This is a genomic window from Polynucleobacter sp. MWH-Creno-3A4 (assembly GCF_018881885.1).
Lineage (GTDB): Bacteria > Pseudomonadota > Gammaproteobacteria > Burkholderiales > Burkholderiaceae > Polynucleobacter.
Window position 1 is genome coordinate 1,445,759 of record NZ_JACXSA010000001.1, and the last position, 20,056, is coordinate 1,465,814.

Sequence of the window (20,056 nt, forward strand, 5' to 3'; positions counted from 1 at the left end):
AGGGAAGATCATGAGCCAAGCTTTTGATGTACTCGTAATCGGTGGTGGCCCCGGTGGCTATATTGCCGCCATTCGCGCAGCACAACTCGGTTTCAAAGTTGCCTGTGCTGAATCCAATAGCTATGATGATCCGAAGGGTGAGCCACGCTTAGGCGGAACTTGCTTGAATGTGGGTTGTATTCCCTCTAAGGCCTTGCTAGCCTCTTCTGAAGAATTTGAGAAGATTGGCCACCATGCTGCTGATCATGGTATCAAGGTGGGTTCTGTCAGTATCGATTCTGCAAAGATGGTGGCACGTAAGGACGATATTGTTACAAAGATGACTGGTGGTATTCAGTTTCTGTTCCGCAAGAACAAAATCACTTTACTCAAGGGTCATGCCTCTTTTGAAGGTAAAGGTGCTGATGGCTATCAGGTCAAAATTGACGGTAAAGATAAAGAAACCGTTACAGCAAAGAACGTCATCATTGCAACAGGCTCTAAAGCACGTCATTTGACTGGCTTAGCGGTTGATAACGTGTTGATCTGCGATAACGAAGGTGCTTTGAAGTTTGATTCCGTGCCTAAGAAATTAGGCGTCATCGGTGCTGGTGTTATTGGTTTGGAGCTTGGCTCTGTATGGCGTCGTCTTGGCTCAGAAGTCACTGTGCTTGAAGCATTGCCATCATTCTTGGCGGCCTGCGATGTGAGCATTGCTAAAGAAGCCCAAAAGCTCTTCACTAAGCAGGGTTTAAACATCAATATGGGTGTGAAAATCGGCGATGTGAAAGCAGATAAGAAAGGTGTAGTTGTTAATTACACTGACAGCGCTGGTAAAGCTGCCAAATTAGAATGCGATCGTTTGATCGTTTCTGTTGGCCGTGTACCCAATACCGATAAATTAGGATTAGACAAGATTGGCCTCAAAGTTGATGAGCGTGGTTTCATTCCCATTGATGATCATACCTGTGCGACTTCGGCCCCTGGTGTTTACGCTGTAGGTGACGTGGTGCGTGGACCCATGTTGGCTCACAAAGCAGAAGACGAAGGTGTTCTGGTTGCTGAAGTGATTGCAGGTCAAAAGCCGCATATCGATTACAACTGCATTCCATGGGTAATCTATACCGATCCTGAAATTGCTTGGGTTGGTAAAACTGAGCAGGCTTTGAAAGAAGCTGGAATTGCTTACAAGGTTGGTCAATTCCCATTCGCAGCTAACGGTCGCGCATTAGGAATGGGGCGTTCTGATGGTTTCGTCAAAGTATTGGCTGATGCAAAGACCGATGAAATCCTCGGTGTTCACATCATTGGACCGAATGCCTCTGACTTAATTGCAGAAGCTGCTGTAGCAATGGAGTTCAAAGCAGCCGCAGAAGATATTGCTCGTATCTGTCATCCGCATCCAAGCCTGTCAGAAGTGATGCGTGAAGCTGCATTAGCGACGGATCAACGCGCATTAAATATGTAATTGAAAACCATTGAGTTTTACCAACAAGAATTAAAGACGCGCGGGTATCACACCGATCCCGCGCAGCTTCGCGCTGTAGAGCGTCTCCAGCAGTGCGAAGATGAGTGGATCGCCTATAAAGAGATCCGCAGTAATAACCTCAAGAAAAAGCTTTTTAAACCTAAGCTACCCCGTGGTATCTATCTATGGGGTGGAGTAGGGCGCGGCAAGTCTTTCTTGATGGACTGCTTTTATGCGGCATCCCCTTTAGAAAAAAAGATTCGGATTCATTTTCATGAGTTTATGCGTGAGGTGCATCGTGAGCTCCACGAGCTCTCGGGTTTATCAGACCCGCTAGATGAGCTTGCTAAGCGGATTTCGAATCGCTATCGCCTTATTTGTTTCGATGAGTTTCATATCAACGATATTGCTGATGCAATGATTCTGTATCGCTTGTTGAGTGCGCTATTTGAAGATCGTGTGCAATTTGTGATGACGTCTAACTACCGTCCCGATCAGCTCTATCCCAATGGCCTGCATCGCGACCGCTTAATTCCGGCGATCAAATTGCTGGAAGAAAAACTCGATGTTTTAAATGTGGATGCAGGCAATGACTATCGCCGTGTACAGATGGCGCAAGTCGAAGCCTATCTCACCCCAGTGAATCAGCAGTCTGAGGATCGTTTGCTGCAGATGTTTCAAACGCTCATTGGTAATCAACAAGAGACTGAAAGACCTGTTTTGAATATTGAATCCCGTGAGCTGCGCCCACTCCATATGGCTGATGGTGTAGTGTGGTTTGATTTTCAAACCCTGTGTTGTGGACCGCGTTCCCAGAATGACTATTTAGAGATCGCCAAACAATTTCACACGGTCATTCTTTCTGGGGTACCGTACATGCCACCGAAAATGACGAATGAAGCGCGCCGCTTTATTTGGCTCATTGACGTTTTATACGACCATAAGGTCAAACTCATCATCTCGGCAGAGGTGCCGGCTCCGGATCTCTATACCGAGGGCCAAATTACCGCTGAATTCTCCAGAACCGTGTCCCGCCTCATTGAGATGCAGTCTCGTGACTACCTGGACGCACCGCGCCGGGTAATTGATACCAGCTTGACCTAAAATAGGGTCATGAGTAGCTTTTCCCCCATAAATGCCGATTTGCATAGCCATTCAGTGATTTCTGATGGCACCCTGACACCTGAGATGCTTGCCGAGCGCGCTAAAGCGAATGGTGTGCATTTATGGGCGTTGACGGATCACGATGAGTTAGGTGGCCAGAACCGCGCTAGAGCTGCAGCCAATGCATTAAAACTAGATTACTTGGCGGGCGTTGAGATTTCTGTCACCTGGATGGGTGAGACCATTCACATTGTTGGGCTAGGGATTGATGATCAACATGCGGGAATTATCGAAGGCTTACGAATGACCCGCGATGGTCGGGGTAATCGCGCCAAGCTAATTGCCGAGCAGCTATTAAAGGTCGGTATACCAGGAGCATATGAAGGCGCACTTCATCACGCCGGTAATCATGATCTGATTTCAAGAACCCACTTCGCCCGTTTTTTGGTGGAAGCGGGTGTTTGCAAAGATACCCAACAAGTATTTAAAAATTATTTGGTTGAAGATAAACCAGGCTATGTGCCACATATGTGGGCCAATCTGGATAATGCAGTTGCTTGGATTAAGGCAGCTGGTGGCGTTGCGGTGATTGCTCACCCGGGTCGCTATAGTCGACTTAATGCTATGCAGATGGATGAGCTTTACAAACACTTTAAGGATATCGGCGGCCTAGCCATTGAAGTCATCACTGGTAGCCATACTCCGGATCAATATCAAACCTTTGGAAAGATTGCCCAGCAATATGGTTTCTTGGCTTCCCGTGGTTCTGATTTTCACAGTCCTGATGAGAGCCATATCGATTTAGGTAACTTACCCCTTTTACCGGACCACCTCACACCCGTGTGGTCCGCATTTCACTAATTCATGACAAAGACAAAGAATAAAGATGTTTGCTGAACGCGTTCTCTCCGGTATGCGACCTACTGGTAATTTGCACCTTGGCCACTACCATGGTGTGCTCAAGAACTGGGTGCGCTTGCAGTCTGAGTATCCCTGCTTCTTTTTTGTTGCTGACTGGCATGCGCTCACGACTCACTATGAAACTCCTGAGGTGATTGAACAATCCGTTTGGGATATGGTGATTGATTGGTTGGCAGCAGGCGTTGACCCTAATCAGGCAACCTTATTTATTCAAAGTAAAGTTCCTGAGCATGCAGAGCTATTCCTGTTACTCTCCATGGGAACCCCATTGGGCTGGCTTGAGCGGGTGCCTACCTATAAAGATCAAATTGAAAAATTAAAAGAGAAAGATCTGCAAACCTACGGATTTTTGGGATACCCCTTGCTGCAGGCTGCTGATATTTTGATGTACCGCGCTCAATTTGTTCCTGTTGGCGAAGACCAAGTTCCCCACGTTGAGATGACAAGAGAAGTGGCGCGTCGTTTCAACTATTTATATGGTCGTGAACCTGGTTTTGAAGAAAAGGCCTTAGAGGCGGTGAAGAAGTTAGGTAGCAAACGCGCCAAAATGTATGCAGAGTTACGCATTGCCTATCAAGAGCGTGGCGATGATGAAGCCCTAGAGCAGGCTAAAGCCTTGCTGCAAGAAGCGCAAAGTTTGTCGATGGCTGATCGAGAAAGACTATTTGGTTTCTTAGAGGGTGCTCGCAAAATTATTCTTCCTGAGCCACAAGCTTTGCTGACTGCAGCAGCTCGTATGCCTGGTATCGATGGCCAAAAGATGTCTAAATCTTATGGCAATACGATTAGCATTCGCGAAGAACCTGAAGAGGTGATTAAAAAGATCCGCACCATGCCTACAGATCCTGCTCGAGTACGTAGAACCGATGCTGGTGATCCTGCACGTTGTCCGGTTTGGCAGTTGCATACCGTCTATTCAGATGAAGAAGTAAAGCAATGGGTTGAGAAGGGCTGTAAATCTGCGGGTATTGGCTGCCTTGAGTGCAAGCAACCCGTGATTGATGCCATTTTGTTAGAGCAACAGCCGATGTTTGAGCGTGCCCAAAAGTATTTGGATGATCCTAGCTTATTACGCTCCATCATTGCTGATGGCTGTGATCAAGCGCGCAAGGTTGCCCAAGAAACAATGCGTGAGGTCCGTGAAGCAATGGGCCTTGCATACGACTAAGGCTGTAGACTTGCCCATTTCACACGAAGCAATTTTGGACGCCTCTGCGTGGGTGCAACGTTTTGCTGCTCTTATTCCAAAAAGCGGGGAAGTTTTAGATCTGGCTTGTGGATCTGGGCGACATTCTAAATTTTTGGCTGATCTGGGATATTCAGTGTTGGCAGTGGACCAAGATATTGCTGCCGTCTCTGATTTAAAGTTGGCTGCTGTTACCCCGAAATGCCTAAATCTTGAGCAAGATGTCTGGCCACTAACTGAAATCCAATTTAGTGGAATTGTGGTGACAAACTACTTGTATAGGCCCCATCTGGACCAGTTGCCTGCAATTCTCGAAAAGGATGGGGTTTTGATCTATGAAACCTTCGCCCATGGGAACGCTGAATTTGGCAAACCCTCAAACCCCAATTTCCTCTTAAATTCAGGGGAATTACTGTCTTTTGCACACCGTCATGGCCTGCAAGTCATAGCGTATGAGGATATTTATGTGGATCAGCCCAAAGCAGCCATGGTTCAGCGCCTTTGCGCCGTAAAAGGGGCGTTAAAAGGCCACATTCCGTTACAATTTCAAGCTTAAGACAGTCGAAATCGGTATATATACGTTGGCAAATACAGTTCAATCTCCAGGCGGTAAAAAGACCATTTCTGGCAGCATGCCAGCTATTGTTACGCCAATGCATGAAGACGGCAGCTTAGATTACCCAGCTTTGCGACACTTGCTTGATTGGCACGTCGCTGAGGGTTCCGACGGAATCGTGATTGTCGGTACCAGTGGAGAATCTCCAACTGTTTCTGTAGAAGAGCACTGTGAATTAATTCGGGTTGCGGTCGAGCATATCGCGGGCCGCATTCCAGTAATTGCTGGAACCGGTGGAAACTCCACTACAGAAGCAATTGAATTAACCCAGTTTGCTAAAAATGTTGGTGCTGATGCGAGCTTGCAAGTTGTGCCTTACTACAACAAGCCAAGCCAAGAGGGCATGTATGCCCACTTTAAGAAAATTGCAGAGTCCGTCGATCTGCCAGTAATTTTGTACAACGTCCCCGGCCGTACGGTAGCAGATTTGGCTGGTGAGACCGTAGTGCGATTGGCTGGCGTGCCAGGCATCATCGGCATTAAAGACGCTACCGGTAGTCTGGAGCGCGGTACCTTGTTAATTGCAGATCTACAACGTGCTGGCCATAGTGATTTCTCGGTATTTTCTGGTGATGACCTAACTGCAGCAATGCTGATGCTCATGGGTGGCAAGGGAAATATATCCGTCACTGCCAATGTGGCTCCACGCCTGATGCATGAGCTGTGTGTTGCAGCGATGTCAGACGATGTGAAAAAAACACGTGAGATTCAATACAAATTATTAGCAGTGCATAAAGCAATGTTTATAGAGGCAAATCCCATCCCAGTGAAATGGGCCCTTCATGAAATGGGTAAGATCACTGCGGGCATTCGCTTGCCGTTAACCCCTTTGAGCGCTACTTTACGTGAGCCCTTGAAGGCAGCATTAAAACAGGCTAACTTGATATGATGAATTTGATGCAAATCCTTCGCCGCTATTTAGCGATTCTTGGTCTGATGATGACCATTGTTGCTGGATTAACTGCCTGTAAATCAGTTACTAGCAACGACACGGTGGATTACAAAGCTAATGGTGCAGTCCGTGGACCCAATTTGTCTTACCCACCAGATTTGATCACTGCTCAAGCAGATCGTCGTTACATTGTTCAAGATGGCACTGCCACGATGTCTGAGTACAACGCAGCCTTGAAAAAATCTGTCCAAATGCGCAGCAATGTGATGACCGGTATTCCGGGTATGCGGATTGCGCGTGATGGTGAGCGTCGCTGGTTGGTTGTTGATAAACCGGCAACAGAACTCTACCCACAGGTAAAAGATTTCTGGCAAGAAAATGGTTTTCTATTGGTGGTGGATTCTCCATCGACAGGCATCATGGAAACTGACTGGGCTGAGAATAGGGGTAAGATTGCCCAGGACTTTATTCGTTCTGCAATCGGCGGCGCTCTTGATTCCATTTATGACACTGGTGAGCGGGATAAATATAAAACACGTCTTGAGGCTCCAAAATCTGATGAGACAGAAATTTATATTACGCAAAAGGGTGCACTCGAAAAGTGCGTAAGCGATTCAACCGGTAATTGTTTATCAACAATTTGGACTAGTCGCCCCAATGATCCAGAATTAGAAGCGGTCTTCTTGGCTCGCTTGATGGAGCGTCTTGGGATGTCTCAAGAGCAGGCTAAGGCGATGGTGGCCGCTCCTTTAGGCCCAAAGATGCCAAAAGCAAAATTAGTTCAAGAGGGTAATAAAGCTTTCATCGAGTTGGGGACAGGGTTTGATCGTTCCTGGCGTGATGTCGGCTTGGCCCTGGATCGTTCTAACTTCACAGTTGAAGACCGCAACCGCTCCGCGGGGGTTTACTACGTGCGTTACGTAAACTCAAAGAATATCGAAGAGTCTAAAGGCTTCTTCTCTAATCTATTTAGCAGTAAGGATGAGTCAAAACTTCAAGCTAAGAAGTATCAAGTGGTTGTTAAGAGCACAGGTGAAAATTCAGCAAGCGTCTATGTGCAAGATGCTGATGGCAAGCCAGAGAATACTCCTGCTGGCATCCAATTACTCACTTTGCTGACGGATCAGCTAACCAAGTAAATTGACTCACGAATTTTGGGAGCAATAAAAAAGCCGCTGTGAAGCGGCTTTTTTTCTTCAAGAAGAAGATTACTTCTTAGCGTCAGCAGCAGGAGCAGCAGGAGCAGCTGGTGCAGCAGCAGGAGCTTCAGCAGCAGGAGCAGCAGGAGCAGCAGCAGGAGCTTCAGCAGGTTTTGCTTCTTCTTTTTTACCGCAAGCGGCCAAAGCGATAGCGAACATTGCAACGAGTACGAGTGACTTCTTCATTTGTAATTTCCTCTTAAAAATTAAACAACAATTACCGGTAATTGTGTCGAAAATTCCAAGGGATTATCCCTAGGTGATTTCCAGTATTTATTATAGCCATGTCTATATTTCATCCTCAAAAACAAGCCAGCCCGCGAGGTAGGCTTCGTAGAGGCTACCCCCTGAAGAGCCCTTAAGGTTCGGATTTAAAAGCGATTTTTCGGCCGATAGAATTTGCCAGGCGCGTGCCACATCATTGGCTTGGCCGCGACTCACATTCTCCCCATTGCAAAACACGGTTTTTCCCAGGCTAAGGATGCGAGTCTGAGGGCTGCTCATCAGTCTAGTTGAAGCTAAATGACGGGTAAATTTTGCAGGACTTAATGGCTTGTTTGGGCCATCAAAATAAGACTGTTGTTTTGGCTCGGATAGATAAGCAGTGATCCCCGGTAAAAAACGATCTACCCGATCTAATTTCAACTGTTTGAGTTTGACTGCAATTTGCGCAATAAGTTCTTCGGGCAATTGCTCAGCATGAGTAGTTGCTTTCTGTCTTGGGTCTGCAAATTTTTTCTCTAACTCTGGAATATCTTCCAGGGATTCTGCCAAACGCCACAATCCCTCTTGCAGTAATTCTTTGTAACTGGGTGAGCGAAATCCAACAGACCAGGTTTGGCATCCTGCATCTAAAGCAATGCCATCATGCGCAATATGGGGCGGTAGATACAGCATATCTCCTGGCTCTAATACCCAGTCATGTTCTGCCTGAAAGTTCTGCAAAATTTTCAGAGGCAAGTTTGGCTCGAGGCTTAAATCTTTTTGCTCTGATACGCGCCATCTTCTTCGACCTGCCATCTGAATTAAAAACACATCATAGGAATCAAAATGAGGTCCAACACCACCACCAATTCCGGCAATGCTGATCATCAAATCATCTAGGCGGGCATCGGGGATAAAACGAAACCAAGACAGAATCCTGGCTGCGTCAGGGTGGTGAGCCTCCATGCCCTGAAGAAGCAGCGTCCAGTTTGGTTTGCTGGTTGATGGGATCGTTTTATTGCTAAATGGCCCCGTTTCAAAACTCCAGGGCTTCGCTTGAATTAATCTGGATTCAACTTGCTCCTGATTGGCTAGTTTGTAAAGTTCTGCGGCCGAGATGGGGCTGTCTAGAGTTTCATGATTCTGGCTTGCCAGTGCAAATGCAGGGATAGCACCACGGACTAAGAGGGGCTTTTTATGCCAATACCGATCCATGAATGCATGAGGGCTAATTCCGCCAAATAGGGCCCATGGCTCATTTAGGGGCAGGTTTTTCGGTGCCCGCGGGGGTTGATAGGGCTTGCTCAAGTAAAATGCAGTCATAAGTAAAAGCTGAATATAAACTCATTAAAAACACATGTTCGACAGAATTCGCATGAAGATTGAAAAAAACACCATCGTATCCCTGCGTTACAAGCTAACCGATGCCCAAAACAATGTGATCGAAGAGCCTGATTCTCCGATGGTATACCTGCACGGTGGCTATGAGGGTACTTTCCCGAAAATTGAAACCCTTTTGGATGGTCAAGATATTGGTTATGAAGCTACGATTCAACTCGAGCCCAGCGAGGCTTTTGGTGAGTATGATCCAGAGCTCTTGAAGATCGAGCCCCGTACACGCTTTCCAGAACCACTTGAAGTGGGCATGCAATTTGAAGGTGTTCCCGACGCTGATGCGGAAGAAGACTCCGATGCACACGATGAATCAGACTCCGATGACGAACCTTTGATTTATACCGTTACCGATGTTGCAGACAATCAAGTAGTACTTGATGGCAACCATCCCTTAGCAGGTATGGCGCTGCGTTTCTGGGTGCAGGTAGAGGATGTTCGTGCGGCTACAGATGAAGAGATTGCGAACCGTCACCCAGCCGGTGGTGAGAGCTTTACTTTTGGTATGCCGAACGATGATGCTGACGAGGATGAATTCCCTGGAACTGCCTTAGGCGCAAGTACGCATAATCCCCGCACACTGCACTAAATCAAAGTTATTCTTTAAGCCATTCTTTAATGGCATCGAGGTCCCGCTTGGTATCGCTTTGACCAGGAGCCTGTGCTGGCGCGTTACTGAGCTTAGCCAAGGCTTTTTCAAGAGCCGCAATCTTGGCTTCTTGCTCAATGGTGGCATCAATCAAACCCTTGAGTGCCATGGATACGGGGTCATCCACATTTGGTGTGACACCATAAGCAGAAAAATATTCTTTGGTTTTGCTATCAGGACTTTGTGGTAAATCTGGATGCAAGACGCGCGCCGGTATACCAACAGCAGTAGCGCCTGCCGGAATTTCTTTTAACACCACAGCGTTTGAACCAATACGTGCGCCATCACCCACAGTAAAACCGCCGAGTACTTTTGCACCTGCACTCACAACGACACCTTTACCCAGAGTTGGGTGGCGCTTAACGCCCTTATAAAGTGATGTGCCACCGAGAGTGACGCCTTGGTAGATGGTGCAGTCATCACCAATTTCAGTAGTCTCGCCAATCACAATTCCAAGACCATGATCTAAAAATACGCGACGACCAATCTTGGCTCCCGGATGAATTTCAATGCCGGTAATAAAACGCGCAAACATGGAAGAGACCCGTGCAATCCATTTTAGGTCCAGATTCCACAAGAAGTGCGCGATACGATGAAAGAACACCGCATGCAGACCTTGGTAGCAAGTAATCACCTCGAGACGGTTTCTGGCAGCAGGGTCTCTGGCAATAATGGAGTCGACTTGGTCGAATAGGGAATTAAACATATTTTGATTTTAACGGGATGCGCTTATTTTCTCAGGAGCATCTGTTTTGCGATCCCACGCAGTAGATCAATTTCTTCTTTGTGCAGGCGGCTACGGGCAAATAAGGCCTGTAAGCGGGGCATGAGTTTCTTGGGGTTGGCTGGATCAAGATAGCCAATAGCCTCTAAACCTGCTTGCCAATGGTCTAGCATTGCCGCAACCGCAGCTGGGTCTGCCAAGTCCGCCTGACTCTCTCGATCGCTTAAAAGGGATGGGGTGCTAGATTGGCTATGCAAAGTCTGTCTGAGTGTGTAAGCGCAGACCATGAGGGCTTGCGCTAAGTTCAGGGAGGGGTATTCAGGATTGGCATCTAGCCAAACACGATGGGTGCACAAAGCTAGATGATCGTTATCTAAACCAGTTCTCTCTGGACCAAAGAGAAGAGCCACTTTTCTATCTAGCGCAATGTTTTCTTGGATTAGACCCAGGGCTGATTGCCAATCGAGGGCTGGAGGACCAAATTCGCGATCGCGACTTGTGAGGCCAAGAACGAGTGAGCAACCTTGCACGGCCGCCTCTAGGGAAGTGGATTCTTGTGCGCTCTCCAGAATATCTCCCGCGCCACTAGCCAAGGCAATCGCATCGGACTCTTGAGTAATACCTTTGGTTTTAGGATTGATCAGATGGAGGGCGCCAAAGCCCATTGTCTTTAAAGCACGTGCGGCTGAACCCACATTTCCGGGGTGACTGGTTTCAACCAGAACCCAGCGCAGTAATTGGGATTTCTCAGTATTCATGGGCTCGTTAATGGGTTCAAATAGGTATCGCGAGGGTGGGGCGTGCTAATCGTTTAGAATCAGGGTATTAGCTTCGTATTGTCATGCAGTTTGAACAATATTACAGGCTCGTTCTTATTTAATTTGTCCACCAATACTATGCATCCCATGTTAAATGTGGCCGTCAAGGCTGCCCGTCGTGCTGGAACCGTGATTAACCGAGCTTCTCTTAATTTAGAGCGCTTGCAAGTTGATCGTAAGCAACACAATGATTTTGTCACCGAGGTGGACAAAGCCGCAGAAGCGGCCATCATCGAAACTCTCAGCGAGGCCTATCCAACCCATGGATTTTTGGCCGAAGAAACGGGTGAGCACAATGCTGATGCTGAGAATGTTTGGATCATTGATCCATTGGATGGCACAACCAATTTCATTCATGGCTTTCCGCAATATGCAGTTTCGATTGCATTGTCAGTTAATGGCGTGATTCAACAAGCAGTAGTCTATGACCCCACACGTGATGAGCTATTCACTGCAACCCGTGGTGCAGGCGCATATTTGGACCGTCGTCGTCTCCGCGTTGCTACACAAGATCGTTTGGCGAATGCTTTGATTGGCACTGGCTTTCCGTACCGTGAAGATCAAGATCTCGAAAAGTACCTGAAGATATTTGCAGAGATGACGCGTCAATGTGCTGGCTTACGCCGCCCTGGTGCCGCTTCCTTAGACTTGGCCTATGTAGCAGCAGGTCGCTACGATGGTTTCTTTGAGAGCGATCTTAAGCCTTGGGACATGGCAGCAGGCGCCTTGATCATCACTGAATCTGGTGGCCTGATCGGTAACTACCGTGGTGAAGAGGGCTATCTGAAGAGCGGTGAAGTCATGGCAGCAAACCCGCGCATCTTTGCCCAGATGGTGCAAAGCCTATCGAAGTATTCCAAGGCTTAATCAGACAACCTGCGGCTTGTTCAGGCTTTGATTAAGTCAACGTAGCGCACACCTTGGGAATCGATCTGCAAAGCGCTAGCGCGCGGTGCAGTGCTCTCTGGGTGATCTAAATCCCAGTCAGATAACACCCAACGTTGCCACGCTTGCTCACCCAAGTGCTCATGATGGTGGGCAGGCAAATGGGTATGACCATGAATCAATTGATTGCTAGAGTGTTGTTTTAGCAGTTCAGCGCAAGCTTGTAAGGTCACATTTGTACGAATGCGATTCCTTTGGCTTGAGGCGCTAGCTGCACGTTGGTATTTTGTGTAGCTGTTACTGCGTAGATGATCGGCAATCGAGCGTCGCCAACCCAGTGGTAGTTTTAGGAATAATTTTTGCAGCCAAGGCTTTCTGACCCAACGACGAAATACTTGGTAGCCAATATCTGCGGTGCATAGTGAGTCACCATGAGCAATCACATATTTCTGATTAGCAATGTCAATCACTGAGGGATCAGACAACAAAGTCATACCCGTATTTTTTAAGAAAGTACTGCCAATCAAAAAGTCGCGATTACCGTGGACGTAATAGATTTTGGTTTTGGTAGCTAGGTTTGCCAGCGCACGTTTCACTTCTTGCTGAAATGGTGAGTTGATGAATGCATCATCACCTACCCAATATTCAAACAAGTCACCCAAAATAAAGACAGACTCTGCCTGAGGCGCTTGTTTTTCACAGAAGTCAAAAAAGCGTTGCGCCGTCAAGGGCATTGACGGCGTTAGGTGGATATCCGAAATGAGCAGGGCGCTCGCGTATTGCGGGATCATTCCTCGAGAACGGTCGCTTTCTCAATCACTACGTCTTCAGCTGGAACGTCTTGGTGAAATCCTGAGCTGCTGGTTTTGACTTTACGGATAGCATCCACAACATCCATACCATCAACCACTTTGCCAAAGACAGCATAGCCCCAGCCTTGCGCATTTTGAGCGGTGTGATTTAAAAAGTCATTGTCATTCACGTTGATGAAAAATTGTGCTGTTGCAGAGTGTGGGTCGCTGGTACGCGCCATGGCTACGGTGTAACGATCATTCTTCAAGCCATTATTAGCTTCGTTTTCAATTTCAGCGCCAGTCGGTTTTTGTTTCATGCCTGCAGTCATACCACCACCTTGAATCATGAAGTTATTGATCACGCGGTGAAAGATAGTGCCATCGTAATGACCACTCTTAACGTATTGCAAGAAATTCGCAACGCTCTTTGGAGCTTTTACTGCATCTAAGCTTAATGTGATGTCGCCATGATTGGTTTTTAGCAATACTTTAGTCATTATTTGGATCTACTTTCTGGAGGGTTAGTGGATGGAATGGTGGAAGGGGTCTTATTCGTTTTGCTAATCAGGTTCATTAAAGCCTTGGCTCTATTGGTATAGAGGCGTTGATTCAGCTGAGTAGACTCGGCCGCGTTTTCATAAGCTTGTGCGCCAAGGCGAACATAGATCTCGCCCAAATTTGCTGAGGCAATTGCATAGCTTGGGCGTAGCTTCAACGCGAGTTCTAAATAGTCTCTCGCTTCAATCCATTTATCTTGACTTGCTGAAATGGCGGCAAGGTTGTTATAGGGCTCTGGCAACTCCGGAAACTGCTGGGTAATTTCAATGAGCGTCTTTTTGGCCTGATTCAGATCCCCCATCTCAATTTGGATGCGAGCCTTTAAAAAACGCAGCTGAACATTTTTGGGTGATTTCTTGATATGGCTATTGATTAGCGTGATGGCTTCTGGAAACTGGCGCGCCTTGACCAATTTCTCGACATCCGATGGCACTGCATTTTTAGTGACGGGATCTGGTTCAATAATTAGGAATGATAAAAATGGCAAGGCTACCGTTTCAGAGAGTTCTGGGTTCTGGGGATCAAAGGGTGTATCCGTCGATAGTCTAGGCGGATCATTTGGGCTATAGCTTCCTAAATAGGGGCTATTAGGACCGCATTTCAGTTCCTGTGTAGTAGTTGCCTTAATTTCTGCGTTAGCAAGCTGTTGACCGGGGGTACTGCAGCCCGCAATAAATAGCAGGGCAGCAAGACCAGTCATGATCTTTAGGAGGACAAGGCGAGGCGCTGGGATGGTTGCGGGCATAGGGGAAGGGGTATAAAACTGGCTCATTCGATATACTCAGCGCTCAGTCTAACAAATTGGCGCTACTTGCCCCACCTTTATAGCCCTATGCTGCAAATCTATAACACCCTTTCCCGTTCAAAACAGGTCTTTAAGCCCATAGTGCCTGGGAAGGTGAAGATGTATGTCTGCGGAATGACGGTTTACGACTTCTGCCACATAGGCCATGCCAGGGTCATGATCGTGTTTGATATGGTGGTTCGCTGGTTGCGTGCCAGTGGCTATGAGGTGCAGTATGTGCGCAATATTACCGATATCGACGACAAGATTATTAACAGAGCGGTTGAAAATGGTGAACCTATTTCAGCTTTGACCAATCGCTTTATTGCTGCCATGCATGCCGACTCAGATGCATTGGGCTTGATGCATCCCGATCAAGAGCCTCGGGCTACAGATTACATCCAGCAAATGCAAGGCATGATTGGCAAGCTGATTGAACATGAATTGGCTTATCAAGTCGATGATGGCGATGTCAATTTCGCAGTGCGCTTGTTACCTCGTTATGGACAACTCTCTGGAAAATCTTTGGATGAGCTCAATGCGGGAGAGCGCGTAGCCATTATCGGTGGCAAACGTGACCCTTTGGATTTTGTCTTGTGGAAAAGTGCCAAGCCTGAAGAGCCTGCCGATACCCGATGGGCATCACCATGGGGCGTAGGTCGTCCAGGCTGGCATATAGAGTGCTCAGCCATGTCATGCGATTTGCTAGGCGATCATTTTGATATTCATGGTGGCGGTGCAGATTTGCAATTTCCCCATCATGAGAACGAGATTGCTCAAAGTGAGGGCGCCTTATACGGTCAACAGCGCAAAGAGGACGATGCTCCCTTTGTGAACTACTGGATGCACAACGGACATATTCGGGTCAATGAAGAAAAGATGTCAAAGTCTTTGGGCAATTTTTTCTTGATTCGGGATGTGCTCAAAAGCTTTGATGCAGAAGTCATCCGCTTTTTTATGCTGAAAGCGCATTACCGGAGTCCTATTAATTACAGCGATGCCCAGCTAGAAGAGGCTCGCTCTGGTTTGGTAAGACTTTACACGGCACTGGCTCATGCACCGAGCCAAGTGATGACACTTGATCCACAGAATCCTTGGGCCCAGCGTTTTGCGCAGGCAATGAATGATGATTTCAATACTCCAGAGGCAATTGCAGTCCTCTTTGAGTTGTCTAGTGAAGTAAACCGTGCACAAGGTGATAACAAACAGCAGCTCGCTGGCGTCCTGAAGTCTCTTGGCGGCATTTTAAATTTCTTGCAGCGTGACCCTACTCAATTTTTGCAATCAGACATCAAAGATGAGGGTGGCTTAAGCGCCACTCAAATTGAAGAGCAGATTGCCCAGCGGGTTGCTGCTAAACAAGCAAAAGACTTTGCTCAAGCTGACTTGATACGTAAAACCTTGTTAGAACAAGGCGTGGTATTGGAAGACAAGCCAGGTGGCGTGACTGAATGGCGAAGAGCGTAGTGGCGGCCGTAAAAGAAAAGCCTCTCTTTGAAGTAGTCGCTCCAGATTACTGGGAACAGGCTTGTCGCGAGCTCATGAAACAAGATCGCATCCTTAAAAAATTGATTCCAAAATACGGCTCTGGATTTTTAGTCACTCGTGGCGATGCATTCACAACATTGGCGCGTGCCATTGTGGGGCAGCAAATTTCAGTTGCAGCTGCCCAAGCCGTTTGGGATAGGGTGGTGATTGCAAGTAAGAAAAAAATTCATCCTAAAAATATCCTGGCCTTAACTGTTGAAGAATTACGTGCGGCGGGTTTATCCGGTCGTAAGGTGGAATACATCCGTGATTTGGCGGACCATTTTGATTCGGGCCGCTTGCATGCCAATCAGTGGAAAGACATGGATGATGAGAGCGTGATTAAGGAGTTAAGCGATATTCGGGGAATTGGGCGCTGGACGGCCGAAATGTTCTTGATTTTCAACATGGTACGCCCAAATATCCTCCCTCTGGATGACGTGGGCCTCATCAAGGCGATTTCCCTCAATTACTTCAGTGGAGAGCCTGTCAGCCGCCATGAAGCCCGTGAGGTGGCTGCTAATTGGGCCCCGTGGCGAACGGTTGCCACCTGGTATATGTGGAGAAGTATCGACCCCATACCGGTTGAATATTAAAATCAGACTATGAAAACGACTTTCCTAGATTTTGAGCAACAAATCGCCGAACTAGAAACGAAGATCGAAGAGCTCCGTTTTGTACAAGACGAGTCATCGGTGGATATTTCTGATGAGATCAAAACGCTTTCTGAAAAAAGTCAGCAGCTCACTAAAGACGTTTATGACAATCTCACGCCTTGGCAAGTTTCACAAGTAGCACGTCATCCACAACGTCCTTACACCTTAGATTATGTGAATGCCTTGTTTACTGATTTCCATGAATTGCATGGGGATCGTACTTTTGCAGATGATCAATCGATTATTGGTGGACTAGCACGATTTGATGGCCAGGCTTGTATGGTGATCGGTCACCAAAAGGGCCGCGATACCAAAGAGCGTGCACTGCGCAATTTCGGCATGAGTCGTCCTGAGGGTTATCGTAAGGCCATGCGCCTGATGCGCCTTGCAGAAAAATTTAGTATCCCCGTATTTACCTTTGTAGATACACCGGGAGCATTTCCTGGGATTGATGCAGAAGAGCGCAATCAGTCTGAAGCGATTGGTCGGAACCTTTATGTGCAAGCAGAGTTGGAAGTGCCCATCATTGCCACGATTATTGGTGAAGGAGGCTCTGGCGGAGCCCTAGCAATTGCGATGGGTGATGTTGTATTGATGCTCCAGAACTCCACCTACTCGGTGATTTCCCCTGAAGGTTGCGCGTCGATCTTGTGGAAGACCGCAGATAAAGCTTCTGAAGCTGCTGAACAACTGGGCTTGACTGCCCAAAGAATTAAAGCCTTGGGCTTAATTGATAAGATCGTGCCAGAGCCAGTTGGCGGAGCCCATCGTGACTACGACACCATGATGGCAAACATGCGCAAAGCATTGAGTGAGTCACTGAAAACCTTTGATAGCATGAAAGTAGATGCACTACTTGAACGTCGTCATGAGCGCCTTATGAGTTATGGCAAGTTCAAGGAAATCACAGCCAAGTCCTAAGACAGTAAAGCGAATTGCGGTTGCCTTGAGTGGCGGCCTCGATTCGGTTGTGCTGCTTGATACAGTTTGCAAAGCGCAGACTAAAAACAAATCAACAGAGATTTACGCTTTTCATATTCATCATGGCTTACAAAAACAAGCAGATGAATGGCTGATCTTTTGTGAAAAGCTTGCTAGCAAATACAAGATTCATTTTGACTTCCGATTGCTGCATCTTGCTGGCAATGCAGAGCAGGGCAATATCGAAGCAAGGGCAAGAGCGGGGCGCTACGAAGCCCTGACCGATCTGTGTTTGGAATATGGCATTCAGGATCTGCTCTTAGCGCATCATCAAAATGATCAAGCAGAAACAGTGCTCCTGCAACTTTTAAGAGGTTCTGGAGTGGCGGGCTTGGCGGGTATGCCATCGGATCGAGAGCTCATCAGCCCAGAGGGCAAGATCACCTTATGGCGACCTCTCTTAAATCAAAGCAGAAAAGAGCTAGAGGCTTACGCTAAAGAGCACAAACTCAAATGGGTAGAAGATCCTAGCAATCGCAATTCTCAATTTCGTCGCAATGCCATTCGTAAATCGATTATTCCTGCATTAGAAAAATTACAACCGGAAGCCATTGCCAATCTGGCACGCAGCGCAAATTTACTTGGTGAAGCGCAAACCTTACTGGATCGATTGGCCACGCAAGACGGCAAAACGATTCTGACTAAAAATAGACTTCAACTAAACCCACTACTTGCGCTAGCGAAGCAGGATTTACCTGCAGCGAATAATGTCTTGAGATATTGGTTAAAAACCAACGCACTCTCCATGCCATCACAAGAGCGTCTCTATGCATGGTGGCGTGATTTAGAAACTGTGCAGCCTAGCGCCCAACTAGAGTGGGTGCACGATGAGAAGATCATTCGTTTGTGGCGGGGCGTTTTACGGATTGAAGATCTTAAAGTCGGTGAGTGGGTATTTAAGGCGATTTCTGCCAGAAGCAAGCTTGCTGGCTTGCCATCTCAATGGGTCATGGATGCGCAGAAAAATGGGCTAATTACGCAAGTAGAGCGATCTGGTTCAGAGAAGATTCAGATAAAAGCGAACACACCACGCAAGACCCTCAAGAATCTCTTTCAGGAGGGGAATGTTCCTCCATGGGAGCGCCAAGCGCCACTACTGTATATAGATGGCGATCTGATTGCCGTGGCAGGGGTGGGCTTGAGTTATCCGCATCTCGTGCATTCTGGCCCTAGGCTGCTACCCGAGTGGCGCCAGAAGGCTTAAAAGGTTTAAAACCCTGTAAAATAAGCCCTTTTTGATCCTCAGGAAATTGATTTCCTGCTACAGATAGAGAAATAGACGCTGTTATGGCTTTGATTGTTCATAAATATGGTGGCACCTCCATGGGCTCAACAGAGCGCATCGCCAATGTCGCCAAACGGGTTGCCAAGTGGATGCGCGCCGGACACCAGGTGGTGGTCGTGCCTTCTGCAATGTCCGGTGAGACCAATCGCTTGCTCGGTTTAGCTAAAGAGATTAATCCCGATGCTAATCCACGTGAGTTAGATCAAATTGCTTCAACCGGAGAGCAAGTTAGCTCTGGCTTGTTGGCATTGGCTTTGATGCGTGAAGGTATTGATGCGGTCAGCTATGCCGGTTGGCAAGTGACTGTGCATACAGACTCTGCCTTTACTAAAGCCCGTATTAAAAGTATTGATGACAAAAAAATTCTGAGTGACTTAAAAGCGGGTAAAGCAGTCGTCGTGACCGGATTTCAAGGAGTTGATCCCGATGGCAACATCACCACCTTGGGTCGTGGCGGTTCAGATACTTCCGCAGTAGCAATGGCTGCTGCTCTCAAAGCAGACGAGTGCCTGATCTATACCGACGTTGATGGCGTATACACAACTGACCCACGGGTTTGCGAGGATGCTCGTCGTCTCGATAAGATTACTTTTGAAGAGATGCTAGAAATGGCTAGCTTAGGCTCAAAGGTATTGCAGATACGCTCTGTGGAGTTTGCTGGTAAGTACAAAGTTAAAACCCGGGTTCTGTCTTCGCTGACAGACCCTTTGATGCCCTTAGACATTGAGATGAAGTCGGGCACCTTGATTACATTTGAAGAGGACAGCACTATGGAAGCCGCAGTTATTTCCGGCATCGCCTTTGCGCGTGATGAAGCGAAGATTACCGTTTTGGGAGTTCCTGATCGCCCAGGTATTGCTTATCAAATCTTAGGCCCAATCGCCGATGCGAACATTGATGTAGACATCATTATTCAGAATCAATCGGTTGACGGTAAGACCGACTTCACCTTTACTGTGCCACGTGCTGATTATCAAAAAGCATTGGATTTACTCAAGAACACAGTGCAAGCACACATCGAAGCAAAAGAAATCTCAGGCGATCCCAAGGTCTCTAAAGTTTCCGTTGTAGGCGTAGGTATGCGCTCTCATGTTGGCGTAGCTAGCAAAATGTTCCGTACCTTATCGGAAGAGGGCATCAATATCCTCATGATTTCTACGAGTGAAATCAAGATTTCAGTTGTGATTGACGAGAAGTACATGGAGCTAGCAGTAAGAGCCTTACATAAAGCATTTGAGCTAGACCAGAAGTAACAAAAAAACACAGTTAAACGAGACTAAAGCCCCAAATAGGCCTTAATCCGTTAAACTGTGGGGCGTTGTAAATAGTAAGAAATACGGAGACGTGGCCGAGCTGGTCGAAGGCACTCCCCTGCTAAGGGAGCATCGGGGCTAAAACTCTGATCGGAGGTTCGAATCCTCTCGTCTCCGCCAA

21 protein-coding genes and 1 tRNA gene are annotated in these 20,056 nt (G+C 47.3%); 15 read left to right on the forward strand and 7 right to left on the reverse strand.

Annotated elements, in window-relative coordinates; genetic code table 11:
• The first annotated feature begins 10 nt into the window (after positions 1-10).
• The 7 genes from lpdA (at position 11) to bamC (ending at position 7,305) form a co-directional block, all read left to right on the forward strand.
• A complete protein-coding gene (lpdA, locus tag IEN92_RS07380; protein WP_216162018.1) occupies positions 11-1,447 on the forward strand; it encodes a dihydrolipoyl dehydrogenase in 1,437 nt (478 codons plus the stop codon).
• Complete coding sequence (gene zapE, locus IEN92_RS07385; RefSeq protein ID WP_215376420.1) at positions 1,448-2,551, forward strand: cell division protein ZapE; 1,104 nt, start codon at positions 1,448-1,450, stop codon at positions 2,549-2,551. It abuts the gene before it with no gap.
• A 9-nt stretch (positions 2,552-2,560) separates the two neighbouring features.
• Positions 2,561-3,412 (forward strand): 3',5'-nucleoside bisphosphate phosphatase, encoded by an 852-nt coding sequence (locus tag IEN92_RS07390; protein ID WP_216162021.1) that lies wholly within the window; start codon positions 2,561-2,563, stop codon positions 3,410-3,412.
• A 25-nt stretch (positions 3,413-3,437) separates the two neighbouring features.
• Positions 3,438-4,640: a tryptophan--tRNA ligase gene (locus IEN92_RS07395; protein ID WP_215376424.1), complete on the forward strand. Its 1,203-nt coding sequence runs from the start codon at positions 3,438-3,440 to the stop codon at positions 4,638-4,640.
• A 10-nt stretch (positions 4,641-4,650) separates the two neighbouring features.
• Positions 4,651-5,214 carry a bifunctional 2-polyprenyl-6-hydroxyphenol methylase/3-demethylubiquinol 3-O-methyltransferase UbiG gene (locus tag IEN92_RS07400; protein WP_255539784.1) on the forward strand — a complete coding sequence of 188 codons (564 nt, stop codon included), beginning with the start codon at positions 4,651-4,653 and terminating at the stop codon, positions 5,212-5,214.
• A gap of 76 nt (positions 5,215-5,290) precedes the next feature.
• Complete coding sequence (dapA, locus tag IEN92_RS07405; RefSeq protein ID WP_216162299.1) at positions 5,291-6,163, forward strand: 4-hydroxy-tetrahydrodipicolinate synthase; 873 nt, start codon at positions 5,291-5,293, stop codon at positions 6,161-6,163.
• The gene (bamC, locus tag IEN92_RS07410; RefSeq protein ID WP_216162027.1) at positions 6,160-7,305 is read left to right on the forward strand and encodes an outer membrane protein assembly factor BamC; all 1,146 of its coding nucleotides are present in this window, start codon (positions 6,160-6,162) and stop codon (positions 7,303-7,305) included. Before dapA ends, bamC begins: the two co-directional genes overlap by 4 nt.
• 69 nt (positions 7,306-7,374) lie before the next feature.
• On the opposite strand, the gene IEN92_RS07415 is transcribed toward bamC, so the two are convergent.
• Both IEN92_RS07415 and IEN92_RS07420 read right to left on the reverse strand, forming a co-directional pair.
• Entirely contained in the window at positions 7,375-7,551 is a 177-nt protein-coding gene (locus IEN92_RS07415; RefSeq protein WP_215376430.1) for a hypothetical protein, read from the reverse strand.
• Between the two features lie 102 nt (positions 7,552-7,653).
• A complete protein-coding gene (locus tag IEN92_RS07420) occupies positions 7,654-8,892 on the reverse strand; it encodes a cupin domain-containing protein (RefSeq protein ID WP_216162029.1) in 1,239 nt (412 codons plus the stop codon).
• Between the two features lie 52 nt (positions 8,893-8,944).
• Between IEN92_RS07420 and IEN92_RS07425 the strand changes: the two genes are divergently transcribed.
• Positions 8,945-9,550: a peptidylprolyl isomerase gene (locus IEN92_RS07425; RefSeq protein WP_216162302.1), complete on the forward strand. Its 606-nt coding sequence runs from the start codon at positions 8,945-8,947 to the stop codon at positions 9,548-9,550.
• Positions 9,551-9,557: 7 nt separating this feature from the next.
• Here the strand turns inward: IEN92_RS07425 and cysE are convergent, their stop codons facing one another.
• Entirely contained in the window at positions 9,558-10,316 is a 759-nt protein-coding gene (gene cysE / locus IEN92_RS07430) for a serine O-acetyltransferase (RefSeq protein WP_216162033.1), read from the reverse strand.
• Positions 10,317-10,339: 23 nt separating this feature from the next.
• Entirely contained in the window at positions 10,340-11,092 is a 753-nt protein-coding gene (locus IEN92_RS07435) for an RNA methyltransferase (protein WP_216162036.1), read from the reverse strand.
• A 138-nt stretch (positions 11,093-11,230) separates the two neighbouring features.
• Between IEN92_RS07435 and IEN92_RS07440 the strand changes: the two genes are divergently transcribed.
• Positions 11,231-12,019, forward strand: coding sequence for an inositol monophosphatase family protein (locus tag IEN92_RS07440; RefSeq protein ID WP_215376439.1), 789 nt, complete (start codon positions 11,231-11,233; stop codon positions 12,017-12,019).
• A 20-nt stretch (positions 12,020-12,039) separates the two neighbouring features.
• On the opposite strand, the gene IEN92_RS07445 is transcribed toward IEN92_RS07440, so the two are convergent.
• From IEN92_RS07445 to IEN92_RS07455, 3 genes are read right to left on the reverse strand one after another with little or no spacing between them, the layout of a single operon-like run.
• Positions 12,040-12,828 carry a UDP-2,3-diacylglucosamine diphosphatase gene (locus IEN92_RS07445; RefSeq protein WP_216162039.1) on the reverse strand — a complete coding sequence of 263 codons (789 nt, stop codon included), beginning with the start codon at positions 12,826-12,828 and terminating at the stop codon, positions 12,040-12,042.
• Complete coding sequence (locus IEN92_RS07450) at positions 12,825-13,328, reverse strand: peptidylprolyl isomerase (RefSeq protein WP_215376443.1); 504 nt, start codon at positions 13,326-13,328, stop codon at positions 12,825-12,827. The genes IEN92_RS07445 and IEN92_RS07450 overlap by 4 nt, the downstream gene beginning before the upstream one ends.
• On the reverse strand, positions 13,328-14,134 hold the full coding sequence (locus IEN92_RS07455; RefSeq protein WP_216162042.1) for a M48 family metallopeptidase: 807 nt from the start codon (positions 14,132-14,134) through the stop codon (positions 13,328-13,330). The genes IEN92_RS07450 and IEN92_RS07455 overlap by 1 nt, the downstream gene beginning before the upstream one ends.
• Before the next feature lie 87 nt (positions 14,135-14,221).
• On the opposite strand from IEN92_RS07455, the gene cysS reads away from it, so the two are divergent.
• The 6 genes from cysS (at position 14,222) to IEN92_RS07485 (ending at position 20,055) form a co-directional block, all read left to right on the forward strand.
• The gene (cysS, locus tag IEN92_RS07460; protein ID WP_216162045.1) at positions 14,222-15,640 is read left to right on the forward strand and encodes a cysteine--tRNA ligase; all 1,419 of its coding nucleotides are present in this window, start codon (positions 14,222-14,224) and stop codon (positions 15,638-15,640) included.
• Positions 15,625-16,296: a DNA-3-methyladenine glycosylase gene (locus IEN92_RS07465; RefSeq protein WP_216162048.1), complete on the forward strand. Its 672-nt coding sequence runs from the start codon at positions 15,625-15,627 to the stop codon at positions 16,294-16,296. The genes cysS and IEN92_RS07465 overlap by 16 nt, the downstream gene beginning before the upstream one ends.
• A 9-nt stretch (positions 16,297-16,305) precedes the next feature.
• Positions 16,306-17,277 (forward strand): acetyl-CoA carboxylase carboxyltransferase subunit alpha, encoded by a 972-nt coding sequence (locus IEN92_RS07470; protein ID WP_215376451.1) that lies wholly within the window; start codon positions 16,306-16,308, stop codon positions 17,275-17,277.
• Positions 17,243-18,541, forward strand: a complete 1,299-nt coding sequence (tilS, locus tag IEN92_RS07475) for a tRNA lysidine(34) synthetase TilS (RefSeq protein ID WP_216162050.1) — start codon at positions 17,243-17,245, stop codon at positions 18,539-18,541. The genes IEN92_RS07470 and tilS overlap by 35 nt, the downstream gene beginning before the upstream one ends.
• An 83-nt stretch (positions 18,542-18,624) precedes the next feature.
• Positions 18,625-19,875, forward strand: a complete 1,251-nt coding sequence (locus tag IEN92_RS07480; RefSeq protein WP_216162053.1) for an aspartate kinase — start codon at positions 18,625-18,627, stop codon at positions 19,873-19,875.
• A gap of 85 nt (positions 19,876-19,960) precedes the next feature.
• A tRNA-Ser gene (locus IEN92_RS07485) sits at positions 19,961-20,055 on the forward strand.
• Position 20,056 lies beyond the last annotated feature (1 nt).